This window comes from Micromonospora sp. NPDC050276 (assembly GCF_044459545.1).
In the GTDB taxonomy this organism is placed as follows: Bacteria; Actinomycetota; Actinomycetes; order Mycobacteriales; family Micromonosporaceae; genus Micromonospora.
This window is the reverse complement of sequence record NZ_JBITJA010000002.1, coordinates 100,824-122,468: the sequence shown is the minus strand read 5'-3', so window position 1 is coordinate 122,468 and position 21,645 is coordinate 100,824. Positions and strand designations below refer to the sequence as shown.

Genomic DNA, 21,645 nt, shown 5'->3' with positions numbered 1-21,645 from the left:
CAGACCGACGGGGTCCGGATGGTCAGTGCAGGGTCAGGAACCCGCCGGTGCGACTGGTTGTTGGCCGTAGACGTTCTGGTAGCGGTCGTAGAGGGAGTCGATGTCCGCCTGTGCCATCGGAACCGGCTGTCCGAGGGTGCGGGCCAGGTGCGCGGTACGCGCCACGTCCTCGCACATGACCGCGGCCTTGACCGCCGCGCGGGCGTCGCGGCCGATGGTGAAGACGCCGTGGTTGCGCATCAACACCGCCGGCGAACGGTGCCCGGCGAGTGTGGCGACGATGCCCTTGCCGATGTCGTCGCCGCCGATCAGCGCGAACGGGCCGATCGGGATCTCACCGCCGAACTCGTCGGCCTGCGCGGTGAGGTGGCAGGGGATCGACTCCCCGCACGCGGCCCAGGCGGTGGCGTACGAGCTGTGCGTGTGCACGACCCCGCCGACCTCGGGCATCGCCCGGTAGACATAGGCGTGGGCGGCGGTATCGCTGGACGGGGCGAAGTCGCCCTCGACGAGGACACCATCGAGGTCGCACACCACCATCGTGTCTGCGGTGAGGTCGTCGTAGCTCACCCCGCTCGGCTTGATCACCATGAGGTCCTGGCCGGGGACCCGCGCGGAGACGTTGCCGGACGTCCAGGCGACCAGGTTGTACCGGGTCAGCTCGGCGTGCAGGCGGGCGACGGTCTCGCGCAGCTCGCTGATCTGTCGGGTCACCTCGGCGTTCACGCCACCACCTCCAGCGGGGCCTCGTGCGTGGTCGTGGCGGCCTCGACCGCCGCGTTGCGGATCGCCCGCAGGCGGAGCATGACGTCGTTTCCGCCGCGACCGAAGTGGTCGTGCAGCGCCCGGTATTCGGCGTAGAGGGCGTCGTAGGCGCGCGCCCGCTCGGGATCGGGTCGGTAGACGGCCTCGTGCACCCGACCCATCGCCCGCGACGCTTCGTGGATCGAGGGAAACTCACCGGCGGCGACGGCGGCGTGGATCGCCGAGCCCAGGGCCGGCCCCTGCGCCGAGGCGATGATGTTCAGCGGTCGTTTGGTCACGTCGGCGTAGATCTGCATCAGCAGCTCGTTGGAGGTGAGGCCACCGGCGATCACCAGGTCGTTCACCGGGACTCCGGCGTCGACGAACGCCTCGATGATCATCCGGGTGCCGTACGCGGTGGACTCCAGCAGCGCCCGGTAGATGTCCTGTGGCCGGGTGGCCAGGGTCATTCCGACGATCATCCCGCTGAGGTCGTGGTTGACCAGCAGGGAACGGTTGCCGTTCCACCAGTCCAGGGCGATCAGGCCGTGCCCGCCGACGGGCTGGCTCGCGGCCAGCTCGGTGAGGCGTTCGTGCGAGTCGATGCCGGCCGGTGCGGCGTGCTTGACGAACCAGCCGAAGATGTCACCGACGCCGCTCTGGCCGGCCTCGTACCCCCACGCGCCGGGGCTGATGCCGCCGTCCACCACACCGCACATGCCGGCCACCTCGGCGACCTCCGCGCCGTTGACGACGTGGCAGGTCGAGGTGCCCATGATCGCGACGAGTCGGCCGGGCTCCACCGCCTGCGCGGACGCCGCGGTGACGTGCGCGTCGACGTTGCCGACGGCGACCGCGATTCCCTCCGGCAGACCGGTCCATGCCGCGGCCTGGGCGGTGAGCACGCCGGCTCGGGCACCGAGGGGCAGCAACGGGCCGTCCAGCTTGGCCACGAAGTCGCCGAAGTCGGGGTTGAGCGCGGTCAGGAAGCTCTCGGAGGGGTAGTGGCCGTCCTGCAGGATGCCCTTGTATCCGGCCGTGCAGACATTGCGGGTCTCGGCGCCGCAGAGCTGCCAGACGATCCAGTCGGCCGCCTCGATGAAGCGCTCCGCCCGGTCGTAGACCTCCGGGTCCTCCTCCAGGATCTGCAGGCCCTTGGCGTACTGCCACTCGGCGGAGATCTTGCCGCCGTACCGGCCGATCCACGGCTCGGCCCGCTCGTGGGCCAACGCGTTGATCCGGTCGGCGTGCGGCTGTGCGGCGTGGTGCTTCCACAGCTTGACCCAGGCGTGCGGCCGGTCGCGCAACTCGGGCGTCTCGCACAGCGGGGTGCCGTCGGCGAGCGTCGGTAGCACGGTGCAGGCGGTGAAGTCGATGCCGATGCCGACCACCGCCGCCGGGTCCACCCCCGCGGCGGACACCGCCGCCGGGACGGCGTACCGCAGCACGTCGCGGTAGTCCTGCGGGTTCTGCAGGGCCCAGTCCGGGGGTAGCGCTCGGCCGCCCGGAAGCGCCGTGCTGATCACGCCATCGCCGTACTCGTGCACCGCGGTCCCCAATTCGGCACCGTCGCCGACACGGACCACCAGAGCTCGCCCGGACAGGGTGCCGTAGTCGACACCGACGACGTACCGGTCGTCAGCTCCGTCCACACGGTTCATGTTCACCTCCACCGTTAACGGGGATAGTGTTAACGCTCACATCCAGCCTCGTCAAGACATCTAGCCGCAACAGCTCCGTAACGGAACGCGGAAGGCGGACCGACTCGGGAGGGTCAATAGCGGACCGGTGCAAAGCGCGCTATTCCGACACCACCCGCGTTACCCAGGCCCCGAAAGGGGGCGACGCGCGGCGCGGCTACCGACGGACACCCGCCGCCAGGACCCGCGACCCGGCCCGACGCGTCACACACCACGAGACGATCGCCCAGTGCCGACCCCGGGTCGCCCACCTGTCGCCCGGCAGCGATGGCAGCGATAACATCGCCGGGGCATCGCCCCGACGTACTCAGATCCGCCGCGCGGCCGTCGGCGGCCGTGCGGGCTCATGGCTGGGCGCCCCGGAGGGTGATCCGCCCGGCGGGTGACCGGCCGTGGCACCCTTGTTATCGATAACATTCAACGTCTCGGCGTGCTCGCGCCGCCCCGGTGCGCCCACGCGTCGAACGGGTGCCGGAAGTCATCCGGTTCAGCCGGCCTCACAGGTCACCGAAGGTGCTCCGGACCAACTGATCCGCGTCCTCCTGACTCAGTCCGGAGGCCACCAGAAGGTCACTGACGGTCGTCCGAACCTGTGCCACCACGACCGCACCGGAGAAGCCGACACCGTCCCGGTAGGCGTGCCCGGCCACCCGGACCGCCCGCAGCGCCTGCTCCCGCGCTCGCTTCGGCTCCGCGCCGGCGGCGAACTGCCGCTTCAGCAGGCGGACGGCCTCGGCGAGATCGGCGACCGCCGCCGGCAGTGACTCCGGCACCGGCTCGTCGTCCTCGATCAGCGTCACCGACCGCCGGATCAGGGTGCCGCTGTTGCGCATCGCCCGGTCGATCGGCTCCGCCGCCTGTGCGTAACGGGCCACCGGCCCGTGCCGCTGGTGCCAGTACACCGGTGAGAGGGTGCTGGCCTCCCGGGCGCCCTGGGTCGCCTTGACGAACCCCTTCAACCGGCCCGCGCTCTGGCGCAGCTCATCCCGGGCGGTACGGGCCCGATCGGCGTCCCGCGCGGTCAACGCCTCGGCGGTGGCGTCGAGCTGGGCCACCAGGAGATCCAACGCCGGCCGGGCGGCCCGGTTGAGCACCCGCAGCGGGTTCAGCGGCAGCAACACGGCGGTGACCAGCAGCGCCACCCCTCCCCCGATCAGCGCGTCCACGAATCGGGGGACCTCCAGATCACGCACGGACGGGCTGAGCGTGGCGATGAGCACCGCCGTCGCGCCGGCCTGGATCACCACCGCGGCGCTGCCGGCGAGAAACAGCGCCACGACGATCGCCAACACGACGATCAGGGCGAGCTGCCACCACCCGGTGCCGATCACCAGGAGCAGCAGGTCGCCGATCAGCACCCCGACGGTGACCCCGATGATCAGCTCGATGGTGCGACGCAACCGTTGACCGACGGACGCCGCGAGCGTCGAGACGGCGGAGATCGGCGCGAAGACCGGCTGCGACACATGCAGCAGCGAGTGCGCCACGAACCAGGACAGTCCTGCGGCCAGGCCGGCCTGCAGGGCGAGACCGCCGATGGCCCGTACCCGATGGATCCGCTCACGCCACGCGGCCAGCAAACGGTCCCGGAGCCGGACAACGGTCGAAGGGTCCGCGTCCGCTCCACGCCGACCGGCAGCGACCATGGCGGCACCTACCCCACCACGACCGGATCAATCCTTCCGCTGGCCGGATGGTCGACACTAGCCCCTGCCGGAGCGGTAGGGGCCTACGTCCGCCGCGATTGAGCGCGTCCGGTTCGGGTAGACCGGGCTCTGCCGTCATCGCGGCGGCCCGGCGCGTGACGGCGGGGCTGGGTCGCGGGACAAGGGCGGCGAGACGCCTCGGGGGGACGTCGGATGGGTCAGCGCGGTTGAGCGGGCCGGACAGCTCCGGTGCCGTCGTGGAGCTACGGGTGCACGGAGTCTCCGGCGCGAGCGTCGCACAGGTGCTGGACCTGCGACAGACCGGGCAGGTCGCCGGTGACCGCAGCGGCGGCTTCTACCGGGCGCGCCCCCGGTGCTCGGACACCGCCGCTGTGCGCGGGGTGACGCTGGAGGCGTACCGCTGGGGTGACCTGCCCTCCGGGACCGTGGCCCGCACCCTGGCGGTGGCCTTCCTGCTCCCCTTCATGCTGGTCAACGTCGCGATCTGGATGCGTCCGGCGAATCCTGGCTCGGCGACCGTGGTCAAGTCCCTGTGCCGGCTGCTGGCGCTGACGCTCACCGTGCTGTACGTGCTCGCCATCGCCGGCGTCGCTCTGGATCTGCTCGGCTGGAAGTGCCTCGCCTCGCCCGACTGCCTGGCCGGCCGCAGTTGGTTGTCCTGGCTGGGTGGACGACCGGTCGGGCTACGGCTGGCGGTGCTCGCACTGGTCCCGGCCGCGGCGGTCGGCCTGATCTGGCGGGTCAGCTGCCGCCCGGGACGAACGTTCGAGGCGTTCCGCGCGCCCGATCAGGACGTCTCCGGGTCTCGACTCGGCACCATCGGTCAGTGGGACGCCGAGCCGCTGGTGGGCCGGTTGCGCGCCATCCACGTTGCTGCGGCCTTCGCGACGCTGGACCTCGCCCTGCTCCTGGCCCGAGGCGCGAGTGGCGCCTCGGCGGCCACGACCGCGCTCACGGCGATCACGGTCGTGATCCTGACATGCTGCGTGGGGCTGCTCTGCACGCCGCCGCTGATCGACCGGGCCGCCGGCGACCGACGGCTCGACGGGGTCACCCGAACGCTCCGGACCGCTGCCATCATCCTGACCGTCGGCGTGGTCGTTCACGTCCTGACCAGCCCACAGCCGTGGCCGGAGGGACACGGGCTCCCCGGCTACGACACGACCCTGGCGGGGCTGTTCGTCGCCCAGACGACGCTGTTGGCCGCCCTGGGCGTGGTGCTGGTCTGGCACCGGCGCGGGGAGCGCGGTGCCACCCCGCTGTTCGGGCTGGGCGCTCTCGTGGTCGTGGCCACCGGGATCAGCACGGCGGTGGCCTACTCCGCCGAACTGGTCTACCGGGTGGCGGACTTCCTGGACCGCGATGTACCGACCGGAGAGGGCATCGCCTCCGGTCCGCCCCGGGCCTACACCTGGGCGATCTACGGCTTCTTCCGCGCCCTGCTGGTCACGCTGATCGTGGCCGGGCTCGTCGTCCTGATCTCCCGCCGAGGTCGGCGCCGGGCCGCGGCGACGATCGTCGCGCGCGACTTTCCGAACGCGCCGGCCGAGGCAGGACCCCGACTGCGGCAGGTGCGAGACGCGATAGCCCGCGCCCGCCTCACCGAGAAACTGGTGCCGCTGGCCGTGCTCTACGGCTGTCTCGCCGGACTCGCCACGGCCACCACCACCATCGGCCTGCTGGGGCAGTTCCCGAGCGACGTCATCGAACGGAACGCGAGGTTGCCGGCGGACGCGGTCACGTTCGGCATCGCGTTCGGTAGCTGGGGGATCGCGGCGGTCATCATCGGCCTGATCATCAGCGGCATCTTCGCGTACCGGACCGAGTCGTACCGCCGGCACATCGGCGTCCTCTGGGACCTCGGCACCTTCTGGCCTCGGGCCGCCCACCCGTTCGCACCACCCTGCTACTCCGAACGGGCCGTGCCGGAACTGACCCGCCGGATCACCTACCTCGTCGAGCGCGGGGATGCCGTGCTACTCAGCGGGCACAGCCACGGCTCGGTCCTGCTCGCCGCCACGGTGCTCCAGTTGCCGCCGCAGGTCGGCGACCGGGTCGCCCTGCTCACCCACGGATCACCGCTGCGCCGCCTCTACGCCCGGCTCTTCCCCGCGTACGTCGACGACGCGGCACTACACGAGATCGGCCGTCGGGTGGGCTGGCGCTGGGTGAACCTATGGCGCGACACCGACCCCGTCGGCGGCTGGATCTTCTCCCCGCATCCGTCACCCGCGCCGGCCACCGCCGGCGACCCGGCCGCGGGGGTGGATCGCCGACAGCGTGATCCCCGCGACGTGCTGACTCCCCCGGGCGACAGCGTCGCTCCGCCCATCCACGGGCACTGGCCGGACGAGTCCGACGAGCCGTTCACCGAGGTGGTCCGGGAGTTGGTGCAGCGGCTCGATGGGCGGGCCGAGCCGCCCGGGGCGCCGAGATAGCGCGCTGGCTCACTGTCCCCGGCTCGCCCGCATCCGCCAGTCGTCCAGGCCGGTGCCGGCGATGCGGGCGCCGTCGGCCGGGACGAGCGAGCGTTCGCCCAGCTTGGCGCCGAAGTACCGGGCGTCGGGGTCGGCCACCACCGAACGAGGGTCCTGCTGGTCCGCGAGCAGGGATCGACCCAGTTCGTCGAGGCGGAACTGCTCCGGGCCCGCGACCTCGACCACGGAGTTCGTCGGCGCGCCGAGCGCGACCTCGGCCACCGCGGCCGCGACGTCGTCCGCGGCCATCGGCTGGATGAGCACCGGCGCGAGGCGCACGGTATCGCCATCCGTGGCGGCGTCGATGATGCCCTGCAGGAACTCGAAGAACTGGGTGGCGTGCACCACCGAGTACGGGATTCCGGACGCGACGATGAGCTTCTCCTGGGCGACCTTCGCGCGCATGTACCCGCTGTCCGGGATCCGGTCGCACCCCACGATGGAGAGCGCCACGTAGTGCGTCAACCCGGCGTCCGACGCGGCGGCGAGGAGGGTTCGGGTGGACGTCTCGAAGAACTCCAGCACGGCGGCGTCCTCGAACGACGGCGAGTTCGACACGTCGACGACCACCTCGGCACCGGCGAGCGCGTCGGCCACTCCCTCGCCGGTCAGGGTGTTCACCCCGGTCTTCGGCGATGCCGGCACCACCTGGTGGCCCTGGGCGCCGAGGCGCTCCACCAGCTTGGAGCCGATGAGGCCGCTGCCCCCGATGACGACGATCTTCATGGTCGAACCCGATCCTGTCTGCACTGGGTTGAATCGTGCTGCCAATCAGTAAGACGGAAAGCGGGCGCGGATGCAGGACAATCGCCGGAGAACAGTTCTTCGGAGATCACGCCATCTGTGGAGGTCGACGTGGCCACGGTGTCCCACCCGGTTTTCGCCTGGGTGTACGAACGGCTCAGCGTCGCCATGGACCGCGCCGGCACGGCGGCGTTCCGACGGGACCTGGTCGCCGGCCTGTCCGGCCGGGTGATCGAAATCGGCGCCGGCAACGGGCGGATGTTCTCGCACTATCCGCCGGCGGTGACCCAGGTCCTCGCGGTCGAACCGGAACGGCGTCTGCGGACCGCCGCCGAGCGCGCCGCGGCGGACGCGCCGGTTCCGGTCACTGTCGTCGACGGTCTGTCCGATGCGCTGCCCGCCGGGGACGGCGAGTTCGACGCGGCCGTGGTCGCGTTGGTGTTGTGTACCGTGCCCGATCAGCCGAGCGCGTTGGCCGAGATCAGCCGGGTGCTGCGCCCCGGAGGCCAGGTTCGGTTCTTCGAGCATGTGGCCGCCGAGGAGACCACCGGTCTGCACCGCGCCCAGCGAATCGTCGACGCCACACTGTGGCCGAAGCTGTTCGCGGGCTGCCACACCAACCGCGACACCCTCACCGCCATCAGATCGGCAGGCTTCCAGTTGGAGGAGCTGCGCCGGTTCCGTTTCCCGGCCACCAGCAACAGCCCCTCCTCGCCCTGCGTGCTTGGCCGCGCGATCAGACCGGCCGAGACGGTCCAGCACTAGCTCGACTGCCACGCGCGCTGCCCGGCCTTTCGCGAAACCCGGAAACGAGAACGCGAACGTCCGTCCAATTCGCATAGACGGTTTAGGTTATTGTCCCGTTTTGCCCTCATCTGCCTGCCCGACGTGATGTGGTGGTCACCGCGCTCATCGGCGCCATACAGGCCGTATCACGCAGGACACGGCACGCGAGCCTCTCCTGCGAGTAGTACTCACGGAGGGTGTTCTGTGACAGCTAACCCAAAGTTTCGGCTACGGCGGCGGGCGCTCGTGCCCACGCTCGCCGCTGGCGCCGCCGCCACGGTGGCGGCCAGCCTGCTGCTCTTCAGCTCGACCGCGGCCAACGCGCAGGAAGCACCGGTCAACCTGGGCACCGCGGCTGACTTCTCCGTCCTGGCCGGGGCGGAGCCCACCAACACAGGCCCCAGCTTCCTGGCCCAGAGTCTCGGGCGGTTCCCCGGAAACACCGCATCCGGGTTCGAGACGGCAACCATCGGCGGCGAGGTTCACCTCGGCGACGCGGTCGCCCTGCAGGCGCAGAGCGACCTGACCATCGCCTACAACGATGCCGCCGGCCGGACGCCGTTCACCAACCTTCCGGCGGAGTTGGGCGGCAACACGCTCAACGAAGGTGTCTACCGGATCGGGGCGGCCCAGCTGACCGGAACGTTGACGCTCAACGGCCAGGGTGACCCGTCGGCCGTCTTCATTTTCCAGGTCGACTCCTCGCTGACGACGGCGTCAAACAGCAGCGTCGTCCTGATCAACGGGGCTTCGGCCTGCAACGTGTTCTGGCAGATCGGTAGCTCGGCGACGATCGGCACGGGCACCACCTTCGTGGGCACGATCATGGCTCAGGCCGCGATCACGTTGGCCACGGGCGCGACGCTTCAGGGCCGCGCGCTCGCGCGGACCGCTGCCGTCACCCTCGACACCAACGTCATCACCGCGCCGATCTGCGCTGGACCGACCGGCCCGCCCGGACCCACCGGCCCGCCCGGACCCACCGGTCCACCCGGACCCACCGGTCCACCCGGACCGTCCGGTCCGCCCGGTAGCCCCGGAGCACCCGGCAGCCCCGGAGCACCCGGCAGCCCCGGCGCACCCGGCAGCCCCGGCGCACCCGGCAGCCCCGGCGCACCCGGCGCACCCGGTAGCCCCGGAGCACCCGGCGCACCCGGTAGCCCCGGAGCACCCGGCGCACCCGGTAGCCCCGGAGCACCTGGTCCGTCCGGACCCCCCGGAGCGCCCGGCGCACCTGGCAGCCCTGGCGCTCCCGGTCAGCCTGGTGGCGGTGGCAAGCGTCCCATCCTGCCGGTGACCGGCGGGGGTGTGGTCCCGACCATGACCAGCGTCGGGAGTGCGATGGTCGTGCTGGGTGCGGTCGCGTTCTTCCTCGCACGGCGGCGACGCCTGGAGTCCTGACCGGCGGCCCGGCCGGCGTCGTGTCGGCCGAGCCACGTGACGGCGTCGGCCCACTCCCCATCGGGAGTGGGCCGACGCCGCGTACTCCGGTTACCAGGGCAAGTCCGAGACGGTCGGCCAGCCACGCCGCAGGGGGGTGGAAATCGCTTGTCGTGCCCGGCGCGGTCGGTGAGAGTACGTCCATGACGTACTGACGGACACCACCCCCTGCTCCGCGCCACCGGTGACGCCTCCCGGTGGCCGTGACGCCGTCCGTTCCTCGTTCTCAGCGCGAAGTGAGCCTCCTTGTCCCAGCACCACCTCCCTCGGGAGTCCCTGCCCCCGTCCGCCCCGACCACCCCGGCCACCGTCACGGTGTTCGCCTCTCCCGCGAGTTGGATCGAATCCGAAGCGCTCGCGCAGTGCCAGCAGGTCGCCGCCCTGGACGGCATGCTGCACGTCGCCGGGATGCCGGACCTGCACCCCGGCAAGGGCGCGCCCATCGGCGCGGCCATGGCGTCGACCGTCCTGTACCCGTTCCTGGTGGGCTCCGACATCGGCTGCGGCATCGCCGTGTTCCCGATCAGACTCAAACGTGCCGTACCGGAACGGCTCGCCGCCCGGTTCCCCGACCTCGACCAGGCGCTCGACCCGGTACGGGATGCCGACGATCCCGCCTGGGCCGTCGTCGACGGTGACGTTCCGGCCGGTCACCTGGACGGTCTCGGGACGGTGGGCCGGGGCAACCACTTCGTGGAGCTGGCCCGGGTCGACACCATCCTCGACGTACGGCACGCAACCCGGCTCGGGCTCGACGCGGGCGATCTCGTGCTCATCGTGCACAGCGGTTCCCGTGGTCTGGGCGAGCGGATCCTACGGGCGCACACCGAGGTGCACGGCGCGGGGGCGGCCCCTGACCCGGCCGCCTACCTGGCCGTACACGACGACGCCGTGCGCTGGGGCTCGCTCAACCGCCGGGTGCTGGCCGCCCGGGTCGCGCACGCGTTGGGGGCCGCGCCCGCCGCGCCGATCGTCGACCAGTGCCACAACCTGGTCGAGGTTCGGGACGGGGTCTACCTGCACCGCAAGGGCGCGGCACCGGGTGACGGTCGCGATGTCCTCGTCGCCGGCACGCGGGGGACACCGTCCTACCTGGTGGCCGCCCACGCCGGCCCGGAGGCCAACCATTCCGTGGCGCACGGTGCCGGCCGGAAGATGTCCCGCGCCGACGCCCTGCGGCGGGGCCGGGCCAAGCACACGGTCGAGGAGCTGCGGCGTACGCCCGTGGGTTCGCTGGTGGTGTGCGGCGACCGGCAGTTGCTCTTCGAGGAGGCGCCCACGGCGTACAAGCGCATCGAGCAGGTGATCGCCGACCTGGTCGCGCACCAGCTGGCCACGCCGGTGGTCAGCACGACTCCCCTGGTCACCTACAAGACGCCCGATCTCGGGTCCGCCGCAGGGGCGGACCGGCGGGGCCACCGTGGACGGCGGGGACGGTCGTGAGCGTGCTCCTGCTGCTGTCGGCCGGGCGTGGCCCCCGGGAGTGCGCCTGGGCACTGGGACAGCTGTTGCACCGGCTGCTGCGGGACGGCACCCGCCGAGGTCTGACCATCGAGCGGGTCGAGTCGGTGCCCGGTGACCGTCGCGGCACGTACCGGTCGGTGCTGGTCCGGATCTCCGGCGCCGACGCCGAGGCGTTCGCCACCTCCTGGACCGGAACGCTGTGCTGGCAGGCCCCCAGCCCGTACCGGTCGGGCACCGGCCGGAAGAACTGGTACGTCACCGCCCAGCCGCCGGAACGCGACGCTGAGCCGACGACGTTCCGCGAGGCGGACGTCGACATCGTCGGCTGCCGCACCGGCGGTCCGGGTGGTCAGCACCGGAACAAGGCCAGCACGGCGGTACGCGCGACGCACCGCCCCTCGGGCATCGTGGTCGTGGTGGACGAGGAGCGGCAGTTCAGTCTCAACCGCCGGATCGCCCTGCACCTGCTGCGTCAACGCGTCGAGCACGACGACGAGGCGGCACGGCGGGCGGTCACCACCGCCCGGTGGCGCATCCACGACGGGCTGATTCGCGGCGATCCGGTGCGGGTGGAACGGCCGACGCCCTAGCGGCTCAGACCTCCAGCACCGCGTCGGCGAAGGCCTGCGGCGCCTCCTGTGGCAGGTTGTGCCCAACACCGCCCCCGACGGTTCGGTGCTCGTACCGGCCGGCGAACTGCTTGCCGTAGACGGTGGGCTCCAGGTGCGGTGCCCCGTTGGCATCCCCCTCCAGGGAGATGCTGGGCACCGTGATCTTCGGCTTCGCGGCCAGCCGCTGCTCGATCTCGTCGTACTGCGGCTCGCCGTCGGCGAGGGCGAGCCGCCAGCGGTAGTTGTGGATGACGATGTCGACGTGGTCGGGGTTGTCGAACGCCGCCGCGCTGCGGTCGAACATCGCGTCGTCGAACGTCCACTGGGGCGACGCGGTGTGCCAGATCAGCTTGGCGAAGTCGCGCCGGTTCTTGTCGTACCCTTCGCGACCGCGCTCGGTGGCGAAGTAGTACTGGTACCACCACGCGAACTCCACCTTCGGCGGCAACGGCACCGTGCCCGACTTCTGCCCGTCGATCAGGTACCCGCTCACCGAGACCAGCCCCCGGCAGCGTTCGGGCCACAGCGCGGCGACGACATCGGCGGTCCGCGCGCCCCAGTCGAACCCGGCGAGCTTCGCGGCGTCGATCTTCAGGGCGTCCATCAGGGCGATGAGGTCGAGCCCCATGGCCGCCGGTTCACCGTTTCGCATGGTGTCGTCGGAGCGGAACCGGGTCGTGCCGTAGCCCCGCAGGTACGGGACGACGACCCGGTGACCGGCGGCGGTGAGCAGCGGTACGACGTCGACGAAGCTGTGGATGTCGTAGGGCCACCCGTGCAGGAGGATCACCGCGTCCCCGTCGGGCGGCCCGGCGTCCACGTATCCGACGTTCAGGACTCCGGCCTCGACCTGTCGCAGGTCGGTGAACCCGCCAGCGGCCCTTGCCATCGATTGTCTCCCCGCGTCCGGACCTGCTCAGGGTGCTGATCAGGCCCGAATCTAGCGACCCGCCAAGGGCCTGATCACCGTTCAGACAAGGACCGTTCAGCGGCTGTCGGACTGGGTAGGATGCCCGATCCGCCGGCGTTCCCGGTGCAGGTCGTGGGGCCGTAACCGGCTGACCGTAGGGTGACGGCATGGCTGAGCGACCTCTGACCCTGATGGCGGTGCACGCCCACCCCGACGACGAGGCGACGAGCACCGGCGGCGTCCTTGCCCGCTATGCCGCCGAGGGGGTCACCACAGTGCTGGTGACCTGCACCGACGGGCGATGTGGGGACGGCCCGGATGGGGTCAAGCCGGGCGAGGAGGGGCACGACCCGGCCGCCGTCGTGGCGATGCGCCAGGCCGAGCTGGAGGCCAGCTGCGCGACGCTGAACGTCACCCACCTGGAGACCCTCGGCTACGCCGATTCCGGAATGATGGGCTGGCCGACCAACGACCTTCCCGGCGCGTTCTGGACGACGCCGGTGGCGGAGGCGGCGGGCCGGCTCGCGGAGCTGATCCGGCAGTACCAGCCGGACGTGATCGTCACCTACGACGAGAACGGTTTCTACGGTCACCCGGACCACATCCAGGCCCATCGGATCACCATGGCCGCCGTCGAGCAGACGGACGTCCCGGCGAAGGTCTACTGGACGACCGTGCCGCGTACGGCGTTCGCCGAGTTCGGTCGGATCATGAAGGAGCTCGGTGTCGAGTGGGCCGAGCCGGATGCGGCCGCCGGGCCGGGCCCGCAGCTCGGCCTGCCGGATGACGAGATCACCACCTGGGTCGACACGAGCAAGTACGGCGCCCAGAAGTTCGGCGCGCTGGCCACGCACGCCAGCCAGACCGAGAACATTTTCTTCCTGCAACTGGGCCAGGAGCGGTTCACCGAGCTGATGGGTGTGGAGACCTTCCTGCGGGTCCGGGACCGGACCGGCGCGCCGACCCCCGAGGACGACCTCTTCGCCGGCCTGCGCTGACCGGCCCGCAGCAGTCCCCGTAGCGACACCGGGCGTCGTCGGTCACCGCGTCGACGACGCCCGCTGCCGCGCGCTCCGGGGTGACGTCACCGTGGGCCGGCGCATCCTGCCGCGGCAACCCCGCGCCTGCGCCCCGTCGCCGGTCGCCGGTCGCCGGTCGCCGGTCGCCGGTCGCCGGAAGTTTCGGCTGCAAGCCACCGAGGACCGGGCAGCTCATCCGACCAATTTCCGGAAGTTTTCGGCGTTGACGCCCAGACATCGACCGGCCTAACGTTTCGAGCGGGTTTCCGATTTCCGGCCGGAACTACCGGCGTCACGCAGCCACGTCCCGGTCAGTAGCACCGAACCCTGACCTTCTAGATCGACATCTATCTATTGATCGTTCGGAGAGGAAGGCACATGAGGTTAAGACAGTGGTCGACCGTCGGCCTGGTCGCCGTCGCGACCGTCGCGGCGCTGAACACGGTGCCGGCGACCGCGAGCCGGCCGTACGACCCCACGGCGCAGACCCTCGCCGCCCTCGGCCTGCGCCACGGACTGCACGTCGGCACCGCGGTGAACATGGACGCCCTCAACGACGCCGCCGACCCGCAGTACCGCAAGCTGGCCTCCACCGAGTTCGCCTCGGTCACCGCCGAGAACGTGATGAAGTGGGAGAGCCTGGAGCCCACCCGCGGCACCTACAACTGGGCGCCGGCCGACCAACTCGTCGACTTCGCCAAGCGCAACCGGCAGAGCGTGCGTGGCCACGTGCTGGTCTGGCACAACCAGCTGCCCGCCTGGCTGACCAGTGGCGTCGCAGACGGCTCCATCAGCAAGCAGGAGTTGCGCGAGCTGCTGCGCAAGCACATCACCACCGTGGTCAACCGCTACAAGGGCAAGATCTGGCAGTGGGACGTGGTCAACGAGGCGGTCAGCGACCCGTGGGACACCCCGTCGACCCTGCACTACAAGGGCTTCTGGGCACAGAACCTCGGCCCCGGCTACATCGCCGACGCGTTCCGCTGGGCGCGGGCCGCCGACCCCAAGGCCCTGCTGTTCTACAACGACTACAACATCGAGGCGTTCGGCTCCGGCAATCCGGCGGACGACAAGACCCAGTTCGTCTACGACATGACCAAGAGCCTGCGCGCCCAGGGTGTCCCGATCGACGGTGTCGGCTCGCAGGGCCACCTGGGCACCCAGTACGGCAACTTCGACACCCTCCAGGTGACCGCCGCGCTGAAGAAGTTCAGCGGGCTCGGTGTCGCGACCGCGTTCACCGAGGTCGACGTCCGCAGCCAGCTGACGGAGGCCGTCCAGGCGGGCAACTCGGAGGAGATCAATCCCCGGCTACAGGCGTCGGCCGCCAACTTCAGCGTGCTGATGAAGGCGTGCCTCGCCGTGCGGAGCTGCCTGTCGTACACGGTCTGGGGTTTCAGTGACAACCATTCCTGGGTGCCGGGCTGGTTCGACGACCCGCCGGAGGGCCTGGCCACCATCTACGACGAGAACTACCAGCCCAAGCGGGCGTACCAGGAGCTGAAGTCCGACCTGATCTTCGCTGGGCCGCCGTACGTCCTCCCCCGCATCGCACCCAAACCCCGCCGCTGACGCGCACGACGCCGTAGGGCCGTGTGGAGCTTCGCGGAAGCTCCACACGGCCCGAGCGCCACCACGGACGTCGACGTTCGGCTCACGTTCGGTCGTTCCGGTCGGCCATCCGGACGCCATCGGAGGACTGGTGCCGGTTCTGCCGGTTTATTGATGGTGTTGGTGTCACTATGGCAGGCGTGGGAACTGCGAAAACTGCCATGCCTGCGATCTCGCCGCTCACCGGCGATCCCATCAAGCGGGCCGATGCCGAGCGGCTAGCGGGGGTGCTGAAGGCCTTCGCCGATCCAGCGCGACTCCGACTGCTCAGCCTGATCCAGTCCGCGCCCGAAGGTGAGGCGTCCGTGAGTGACCTCACCTCGGCGCTCAATCTCTCCCAGCCGACCGTGAGTCATCACCTTCGGATCCTCACCGAGGCCGGTCTGCTCGAACGCGACAAGCGCGGCGTCTGGGCGTACTACCGCCTGGTGCCCGCCGCGATCGCGCAGATCGCCGACCTGTTGACGCCGCCCCGGAAGCGGGCGACGAAGAGGGTCCGCTGACCGGCGGGACGCTGACTCGGCCGCTCCGATCTCAGTCGGACGCGCCGCCCACGGCGGGCCTGTCGGCGGCGGAGACGCGGGCTGTGCGCGGTCGTTTCAGGCCACTCGACGCAGGGAACTGCCCCGACGGTCTTCGACGACCAGGGGTGGGAGGGCACCAGCGGCAACGCGGCCATCCTCGACTGGGTGCTCCGTGACGGCGTACGCACCATCGACGCCTGGCAACGGTAGTCGCAACGCCGATCAGCCGAACGGCTCGCTCCAAGGTCGGATCATGGACAACGGGATGCGTTCCGCGATCGTGCCCGGAGACTGGGTTCACGATCCACAGTGCGCGACCGACCTGGATGTGGCAGCTGATGAAGGTTTCTCCCCCGGGCAGCGGCACGCACCGCGACGGCCCACCGCATGCCGGCGAGCTGTTCACCGACCGGGAGACCGAATCCCAGGCGTTCAAGTCGACGCTGAGCCGTTTTCGCCAGCTGCTCGACAGCGACGACGAGGTCGGGGTCGCCCGCCACAACGTGTTGACCTTCTACGGCCTGGGTGGCATCGGCAAGACCGCTCTCTCCGAACGGTTGCAGGCCTGGGTTCGTCACGATCTTCCGCTGGTCAACGGCTGGGGGCCAGCTCCGGCCACCAACGTCGACGCGACTGCCCGCATCGACCTGCACGGCTCGGCCGGCCGCATGGATCCTCCGGCCGCACTGCTCGCGTTGCGGGCCGGTGCGGCCAGCATCCGGCGCCGTTGGCCCCTGTTCGATCTGGCGTTCGCGGCCTACTGGTCGGCCCTGCGTCCCGGCGAGTCGCTGCCACGCTTCCGGGGGCGGGACGAGCTTGAGAACTCCGTGGCGGAGACGGTGGGCGAGGTGCTCAAGGACCTCGGTTCGCTGGCGGACCTCGCCGGTGGCACGGCCGCCTCGCTCGGGGTGCGTGGGGTCCGAAAGGTGGTCGGCGAACTCCGGCGCCGGCGTGACCTGCGACTCGCCGTCGACGCGTTTCCGGGCTTCGCGGATTTCCTGCTCCGTTGCGCCGACGAACCGAGCCCCACCGAGCCTCGACCCGCCCTGGCCTGCGAGCTCGCCGCAGCTCTGTCGTGGGAGCTGGCCCAGATGGCTCCGTCGCCTCTGCTGGCGGTGTTCGTCGACACGACCGAGCGGCTCGCCCTGGACCCGCGACGGGTCTCGGAGGGACACCTCAACCGGCTGATCCACGGCATGCCGAACGTGTTGTTCGTGCTGATCGGGCGCGATCTGCTGGACTGGTACGACGAGGCCCGGGTCGGCCTTCCGTACCGCGGCCCGTGGACCTGGCCAGGGCTCGTGCCGGGCGCTGCGGACAACCCTCGGCAGCATCTCGTGGGCAACCTCTCCCCCTCGGACACCCGGGCGCTGATTCGGCGTGGACGCGCCCAGCTCGACCTGCCGATGAGCGATGACGTCGTCGAACACCTGGTCCGAGCCTCGGCCGGGCTGCCGCAGTATCTGGAACTGGCCCGACAGGTCGCCATCTCGATCAAGGATGCCGGGGTTGGCCGCCAGGTGAAGGCCCCGGACGTCACCGGCTCCCTCGGTTCGCTGGTGATGCGCATCCTCGACGACGTCCCGGCCGACGAGCAACGGGCGATCCGGGCGGCGTGCCTGTTCCGGGTCTTCGACACCCACCTGATGGCCGCCGCGGCGGACGTCGACCACGGGTGCGCCGAGCGGGCCGTTCGGCGTCCGATGATCGACCACCACCACGGCGACCGCTTCCCGTACCGGATCCACGACGCCGTGCGGGAGGCGATCCGCCGAACCGACCACCAGATCGCCGGCGGCTGGGCCGAGCGCGACTGGGAGCTGGCCGCTGGTCGGGCCGCCGCGGCAGTCCGACGTCTGCATGACGACGCCAAGGAGCGCGAGGACAATCGCGAGGTCCTGGACCTGATCGGGGTGGCCATCGTGCTGGTGTGCGAGCAGAGCACGACGCTGGAGCCAGCCCCGAGCGAGAACTACGCGGACTGGCTGTCACGCGCCATCGTGTTCAGCCCGTCGGTGCAGGGCCTACGGTCCCGGGTGCCGGCATCGAGCCGCACCGAGTACGGCCGCCTGGTGCTGAACTTCATCGCGGCCAAGTCCATCGAGACACCGATGGACGAGCGACTGAGCCTGCTCCGCGAGATCTTCGACTCCGATCATCCCCTCCGGGCAGCCGCGGGCCGCCACCTCGGCTACACCCTGCGGTTGCGCCAGCGCTGGGACGAGGCGCTCACCGTCTTCGACGAGCTGGTCGCCGCCAAACCCACGCCACTGCACCGGGGGCAGCGCCCCCAGGTGCTGAGCCTGGCCCGGCGGTTCAGGGATGCCGACCAGGCCGCGCAGGGGCTCCCCGTGCAGAACTTCATCACGCGGGTGGCGGAGTACGCACACGGTCGACCGGAGCGCTACTTCGCCGAGATCGCCGACAAGATGGCACAGCTGCGTGGGGCCGGACGCCAGCGGGAGTATCTGGAAGAGGTCGGCACACTGCTGATGCGGCGGGCGTTCTTCCGCGGCGAGGTGAGCGCCGACGAGATGCTCGCCTTCGCCGATCAGGCCGACCTCTCCGGCCACCTGGTCGCGACCCGCTCCGCGCTGCTGACCACGGTCCTGCTCGGGCGCTCGGACCCGACGGAGATCGCGCTGGCCATCGACCGGCTACGGACCCTGGACGAGGCGTCGATGGGCGAGATCGGATACCGCTACGCACTCGCCGAATGCTGCACCGCACTGATCGTCGGCGCCCGCGACCGGCTGGAGCGACTACGAGACGAGCTCAGCCTGCTGACATCGCGGAGCCGCTCGATGATCCCGGTCGAGTGTTACCTGGAGTCGGTCGGCCTGCCACTGCCCGCCCAGCCAACCCAGTGGCTCGAACCCGCCGAGGACGTGACGCGGCGTTGGGCCGACCACTTCGCGGCGTACGCCGCACGTCACAGGTGATGCCAGCCCATCAACATTCGTCGTCAGGGGAGGTTCGTCATGTCGGACGGTCAGGTAACGAAGACGCCGTGGCTTCCGCCGCGTTGGTTCATCCGTCTGGCCTGGGTGGTGCACCGGGGCCTGTACCGGGTCACCGGCCGCCGGGTCGGGCTGTGGCGACCGCGCGAGAACCGCTGGGGCACGCTGCGGCTGACCACGGTCGGGCGGCGCACCGGTCAGCAGCGCAGCGTCATCATCGCGTACTTCGAGGATGGCCCGAACCTGGTCGGGGTGGCGATGAACGGGTGGGGTGAGGGCGCCCCCGCCTGGTGGCTCAACCTTCAGGCCCGCCCGGATGCGTCCGTCGAACTGGCCGAGGGGCGGCGGCTGGTCCGCGGTCGGGCCGCCACCGCCGACGAGCGGTCGCGACTGTGGCCGCTCTGGCGCGCGGCAGACACGAACTTCGAGGCCCACGCGGCGCGGCGGCGGTCCGAGACCACAGTGGTGGTGCTGGAGCCCAGATCGGATGGCGACACCCTGGCCTGATGGCGCAACCCGTGACCTGGTCGCCCAGCGGATCCGAGGGAGACAACCGCGGCGTTACGACGTGCCGACCGCGTACATCCCGGGTGGTAGGCCCATCGGCAACTCCGGCATGACGACTCACGCCCGGTCCGATACCTAGGCTGCCGCGTGTACCTGTCATGCGACCGAGGGGATCCACGATGTCCGTTCGTCACCTGCTCGCCACCGCCGTAACCGCCCCGCTCGGGGGGATCGCGCTAGCCGCACCGGCAGCCGCGCACGTTTCGGTCCAGCCGACCGCCGCCACTGCTCTCTCCATGAGCTCCGGGCGTTTAGGTGCCAGTGTGGCCGTCCTGCTCGGGCTGGTCGGCGCCGTCATCGGAGGGCTGGCTCTGGCCCGCCCCACCAGTCGCATCGGTACCGGCTCCGGAAACCTCGGGGGCGTCCTGGCCCTGGCGGCGGGGTTGATCAGCATCGGGCTCGGTGGGCTGGTGGTGGCCACCTCCGACAGTGGTATCGGCACGGGTAACGGGCGGGGCGGGGCATTCGTTGCCCTGGCGGTTGGACTGGTCGGCGTGGTCCTCGGCGGGCTGGCCCTGGTCCGCGCCCGCCGTACCCCTCGGCTGACCAGCTGACCGGTCAGGACGCGGGGCGGTGTCCCGGTGGTGGCTCTGCCGGCCCGCCGGAGGCCGTCGTCAGGAGCGGGCGAGCCAACCAGGCACGGTCAGGCCGGACTCATAGGCGAGGATCACCAACTGGGCTCGGTCTCGGGCACCCGCCTTGGTCATGATCCGGCTGACATGGGTCTTGGCGGTGGCCGGGCTCAGCACCAACCGCGCCGCGATCTCGTCGTTGGAGAGCCCGGCGGCGACCAACGTCAGCACCTCACGCTCCCGCTCGGTGAGCACGCCCAGTCGCGGCCCAGGGTCGGGGTGCGTGGCCCGGGCCGCGAACTCGGCGATCAGCCGGCGGGTGATCGACGGCGCGATCAGCGCGTCGCCCCGGGCCACCACCCGCACGCCGTGGATCAACTCCGCAGGCTCGGTGTCCTTGACCAGGAAGCCGCTGGCACCGGCCCGCAGCGCGCCGTAGACGTAGTCGTCCAGGTCGAACGTGGTCAGAATGATGACGCGAGCATCGGACCTCGCGACGATCTCACCCGTGGCAGCCAGGCCGTCCAGCCCGGGCATCCGGATGTCCATCAGGACGACATCCGGTCGCAGTTGCCGGGCCAGCCGCACCGCCTCGATCCCGTCCGCGGCCTCGCCCACCACCTCGATGCCGTCTTCACCATCGAGGATGGACCGGAAGCCGGCGCGTACCAGGGTCTGGTCGTCGACGAGCAGCAGCCGGATCACGTCTGCTCTCCCTTCGGTGCCGGGCGGGGCCGCATCGGCAGACGGGCGTGGACCCGGAAGCCGCCGTCCGGCTGCGAGCCCGTGGTCAGCGAACCGCCGAGTGCCAGTGCCCGGTCACGCATTCCGCGGATGCCGCTGCCGGGCGTACCCGGTTGGCCGGTGCCGTCGTCCTCGACCTCCACGATCACGTCGTCGTGATCGGGCCGGACCCGGACCACCGCGGCGGTGGCGCTCGCGTGCCGCGCGACGTTGGTGAGCGCCTCCTGGACGATCCGATACACCGCCAGGTCGACCTCCGGCGGCAGCGACCGGGTCTCGGCCAACTCGGTGCGGATCTCCAACTCTGGCCGACCAGCCGTCCTGATGAGGTCGTCGAGGCGGGTCAGACCGGGTGCGGGCACGACCGCCGGGGCGCCCTCCTGCCGCAGTGCGCCCAGCGTCGCGCGCAACTCACTCAACGTCTCCTTGCTGGCCTGCTTGATCGCGGTGAGCGCCTGCCCGGTGCGGACCGGATCCGGTCGGTGCAACGCGGCGCTGGCCTGCACATTGATCAGTGACAGGTGGTGGCCGAGCACGTCGTGCAACTCCCGGGCGATGCGCAGCCGCTCCTCGGTGGCCCGGCGCCGAGCCTCCTCCTCCAGCCGCTGCTCGGCGACGACCGCTCGGGCCTGCGCCTCGGCGAGGTAGGCGCGGCGGTTGCGGGTCACGCCGACGATGACCGCGACGAGCCAACCGGCGTGCAGCAGCGTCGCCCCGTTCATGGTGTTCGGGGACCGGTTGTAACTGTCCGCCATGGCGAAGGCGATCACCGAGGCGAGACCGAGCCCGATGGCGACCGTGAGATGTCCCTCGTCGACAACGGTGTAGAGCGCCACGACGAACACCAGCATGATGGGACCGGGCCGGTGCAGCAACGCCCCGTACGCACCGACGGCAGCCAGCGCCACGACGCCCACCGGCACCGGGTAGCGGCGACGGACGTACAGCGCGCTGGCGGAGAGCAGCACCGCCAGCAGCGCGGCCCATTCGGCGGCGGTGTCGATGCCGCGTGACTGCACCACCAGGCCGACGACGGCGACCAGGCCAACGGCGAGCGCCAGGGCCACGTTCGCCGTCCGGCCCCGCCACCCTGACATGCGCCGAA

Annotated in this window: 18 protein-coding genes; 11 read left to right on the top strand and 7 right to left on the bottom strand. The window is 71.0% G+C overall.

The window, feature by feature from the left end:
• Window positions 1-33: 33 nt before the first annotated feature.
• The 3 genes from ACIBF8_RS03830 to ACIBF8_RS03820 all read right to left on the bottom strand — a co-directional run bounded on the left by ACIBF8_RS03830 (window position 34) and on the right by ACIBF8_RS03820 (window position 4,090).
• Window positions 34-726, bottom strand: a complete 693-nt coding sequence (locus ACIBF8_RS03830; RefSeq protein WP_396780822.1) for an L-ribulose-5-phosphate 4-epimerase — start codon at window positions 724-726, stop codon at window positions 34-36.
• On the bottom strand, window positions 723-2,405 hold the full coding sequence (araB, locus tag ACIBF8_RS03825) for a ribulokinase (RefSeq protein ID WP_396780820.1): 1,683 nt from the start codon (window positions 2,403-2,405) through the stop codon (window positions 723-725). Before araB ends, ACIBF8_RS03830 begins: the two co-directional genes overlap by 4 nt.
• 536 nt (window positions 2,406-2,941) lie before the next feature.
• Window positions 2,942-4,090, bottom strand: a complete 1,149-nt coding sequence (locus ACIBF8_RS03820) for an FUSC family protein (RefSeq protein WP_396780819.1) — start codon at window positions 4,088-4,090, stop codon at window positions 2,942-2,944.
• A gap of 227 nt (window positions 4,091-4,317) precedes the next feature.
• Between ACIBF8_RS03820 and ACIBF8_RS03815 the strand changes: the two genes are divergently transcribed.
• Window positions 4,318-6,549 (top strand): hypothetical protein, encoded by a 2,232-nt coding sequence (locus ACIBF8_RS03815; protein WP_396780818.1) that lies wholly within the window; start codon window positions 4,318-4,320, stop codon window positions 6,547-6,549.
• A gap of 9 nt (window positions 6,550-6,558) precedes the next feature.
• On the opposite strand, the gene ACIBF8_RS03810 is transcribed toward ACIBF8_RS03815, so the two are convergent.
• Window positions 6,559-7,314, bottom strand: coding sequence for an SDR family oxidoreductase (locus ACIBF8_RS03810; RefSeq protein ID WP_396780816.1), 756 nt, complete (start codon window positions 7,312-7,314; stop codon window positions 6,559-6,561).
• Between the two features lie 129 nt (window positions 7,315-7,443).
• Here ACIBF8_RS03810 and ACIBF8_RS03805 point away from each other — a divergent pair, with 129 nt between their 5' ends.
• From ACIBF8_RS03805 to prfH, 4 genes are all read left to right on the top strand, one after another.
• Window positions 7,444-8,097, top strand: a complete 654-nt coding sequence (locus ACIBF8_RS03805) for a class I SAM-dependent methyltransferase (RefSeq protein WP_396780815.1) — start codon at window positions 7,444-7,446, stop codon at window positions 8,095-8,097.
• 225 nt (window positions 8,098-8,322) lie between these two features.
• Window positions 8,323-9,519 (top strand): ice-binding family protein, encoded by a 1,197-nt coding sequence (locus ACIBF8_RS03800; RefSeq protein ID WP_396780813.1) that lies wholly within the window; start codon window positions 8,323-8,325, stop codon window positions 9,517-9,519.
• 285 nt (window positions 9,520-9,804) lie between these two features.
• Window positions 9,805-11,001 (top strand): RNA ligase RtcB family protein, encoded by a 1,197-nt coding sequence (locus tag ACIBF8_RS03795; protein WP_396780811.1) that lies wholly within the window; start codon window positions 9,805-9,807, stop codon window positions 10,999-11,001.
• Complete coding sequence (gene prfH / locus ACIBF8_RS03790) at window positions 10,998-11,612, top strand: peptide chain release factor H (RefSeq protein WP_396780810.1); 615 nt, start codon at window positions 10,998-11,000, stop codon at window positions 11,610-11,612. Before ACIBF8_RS03795 ends, prfH begins: the two co-directional genes overlap by 4 nt.
• Before the next feature lie 4 nt (window positions 11,613-11,616).
• Here the strand turns inward: prfH and ACIBF8_RS03785 are convergent, their stop codons facing one another.
• On the bottom strand, window positions 11,617-12,522 hold the full coding sequence (locus tag ACIBF8_RS03785) for an alpha/beta fold hydrolase (protein WP_396780809.1): 906 nt from the start codon (window positions 12,520-12,522) through the stop codon (window positions 11,617-11,619).
• 188 nt (window positions 12,523-12,710) lie between these two features.
• Here ACIBF8_RS03785 and ACIBF8_RS03780 point away from each other — a divergent pair, with 188 nt between their 5' ends.
• The 6 genes from ACIBF8_RS03780 to ACIBF8_RS03755 all read left to right on the top strand — a co-directional run bounded on the left by ACIBF8_RS03780 (window position 12,711) and on the right by ACIBF8_RS03755 (window position 19,778).
• Window positions 12,711-13,541 carry a PIG-L family deacetylase gene (locus tag ACIBF8_RS03780; protein ID WP_396780808.1) on the top strand — a complete coding sequence of 277 codons (831 nt, stop codon included), beginning with the start codon at window positions 12,711-12,713 and terminating at the stop codon, window positions 13,539-13,541.
• Between the two features lie 399 nt (window positions 13,542-13,940).
• Complete coding sequence (locus ACIBF8_RS03775; RefSeq protein WP_396780807.1) at window positions 13,941-15,134, top strand: endo-1,4-beta-xylanase; 1,194 nt, start codon at window positions 13,941-13,943, stop codon at window positions 15,132-15,134.
• A 200-nt stretch (window positions 15,135-15,334) separates the two neighbouring features.
• Window positions 15,335-15,676 carry an ArsR/SmtB family transcription factor gene (locus ACIBF8_RS03770; protein ID WP_396780806.1) on the top strand — a complete coding sequence of 114 codons (342 nt, stop codon included), beginning with the start codon at window positions 15,335-15,337 and terminating at the stop codon, window positions 15,674-15,676.
• 359 nt (window positions 15,677-16,035) lie between these two features.
• A complete protein-coding gene (locus tag ACIBF8_RS03765; protein ID WP_396780805.1) occupies window positions 16,036-18,639 on the top strand; it encodes a hypothetical protein in 2,604 nt (867 codons plus the stop codon).
• 39 nt (window positions 18,640-18,678) lie between these two features.
• Window positions 18,679-19,164: a nitroreductase/quinone reductase family protein gene (locus ACIBF8_RS03760; protein WP_396780803.1), complete on the top strand. Its 486-nt coding sequence runs from the start codon at window positions 18,679-18,681 to the stop codon at window positions 19,162-19,164.
• 179 nt (window positions 19,165-19,343) lie between these two features.
• Window positions 19,344-19,778 (top strand): DUF6223 family protein, encoded by a 435-nt coding sequence (locus ACIBF8_RS03755; protein ID WP_396780801.1) that lies wholly within the window; start codon window positions 19,344-19,346, stop codon window positions 19,776-19,778.
• 60 nt (window positions 19,779-19,838) lie between these two features.
• Here ACIBF8_RS03755 and ACIBF8_RS03750 read toward each other — a convergent pair whose 3' ends face one another.
• Together ACIBF8_RS03750 and ACIBF8_RS03745 are read right to left on the bottom strand one after the other, a co-directional pair.
• Entirely contained in the window at window positions 19,839-20,501 is a 663-nt protein-coding gene (locus ACIBF8_RS03750; protein WP_396780800.1) for a response regulator, read from the bottom strand.
• The gene (locus ACIBF8_RS03745; protein WP_396780799.1) at window positions 20,498-21,637 is read right to left on the bottom strand and encodes a sensor histidine kinase; all 1,140 of its coding nucleotides are present in this window, start codon (window positions 21,635-21,637) and stop codon (window positions 20,498-20,500) included. Before ACIBF8_RS03745 ends, ACIBF8_RS03750 begins: the two co-directional genes overlap by 4 nt.
• Window positions 21,638-21,645 lie beyond the last annotated feature (8 nt).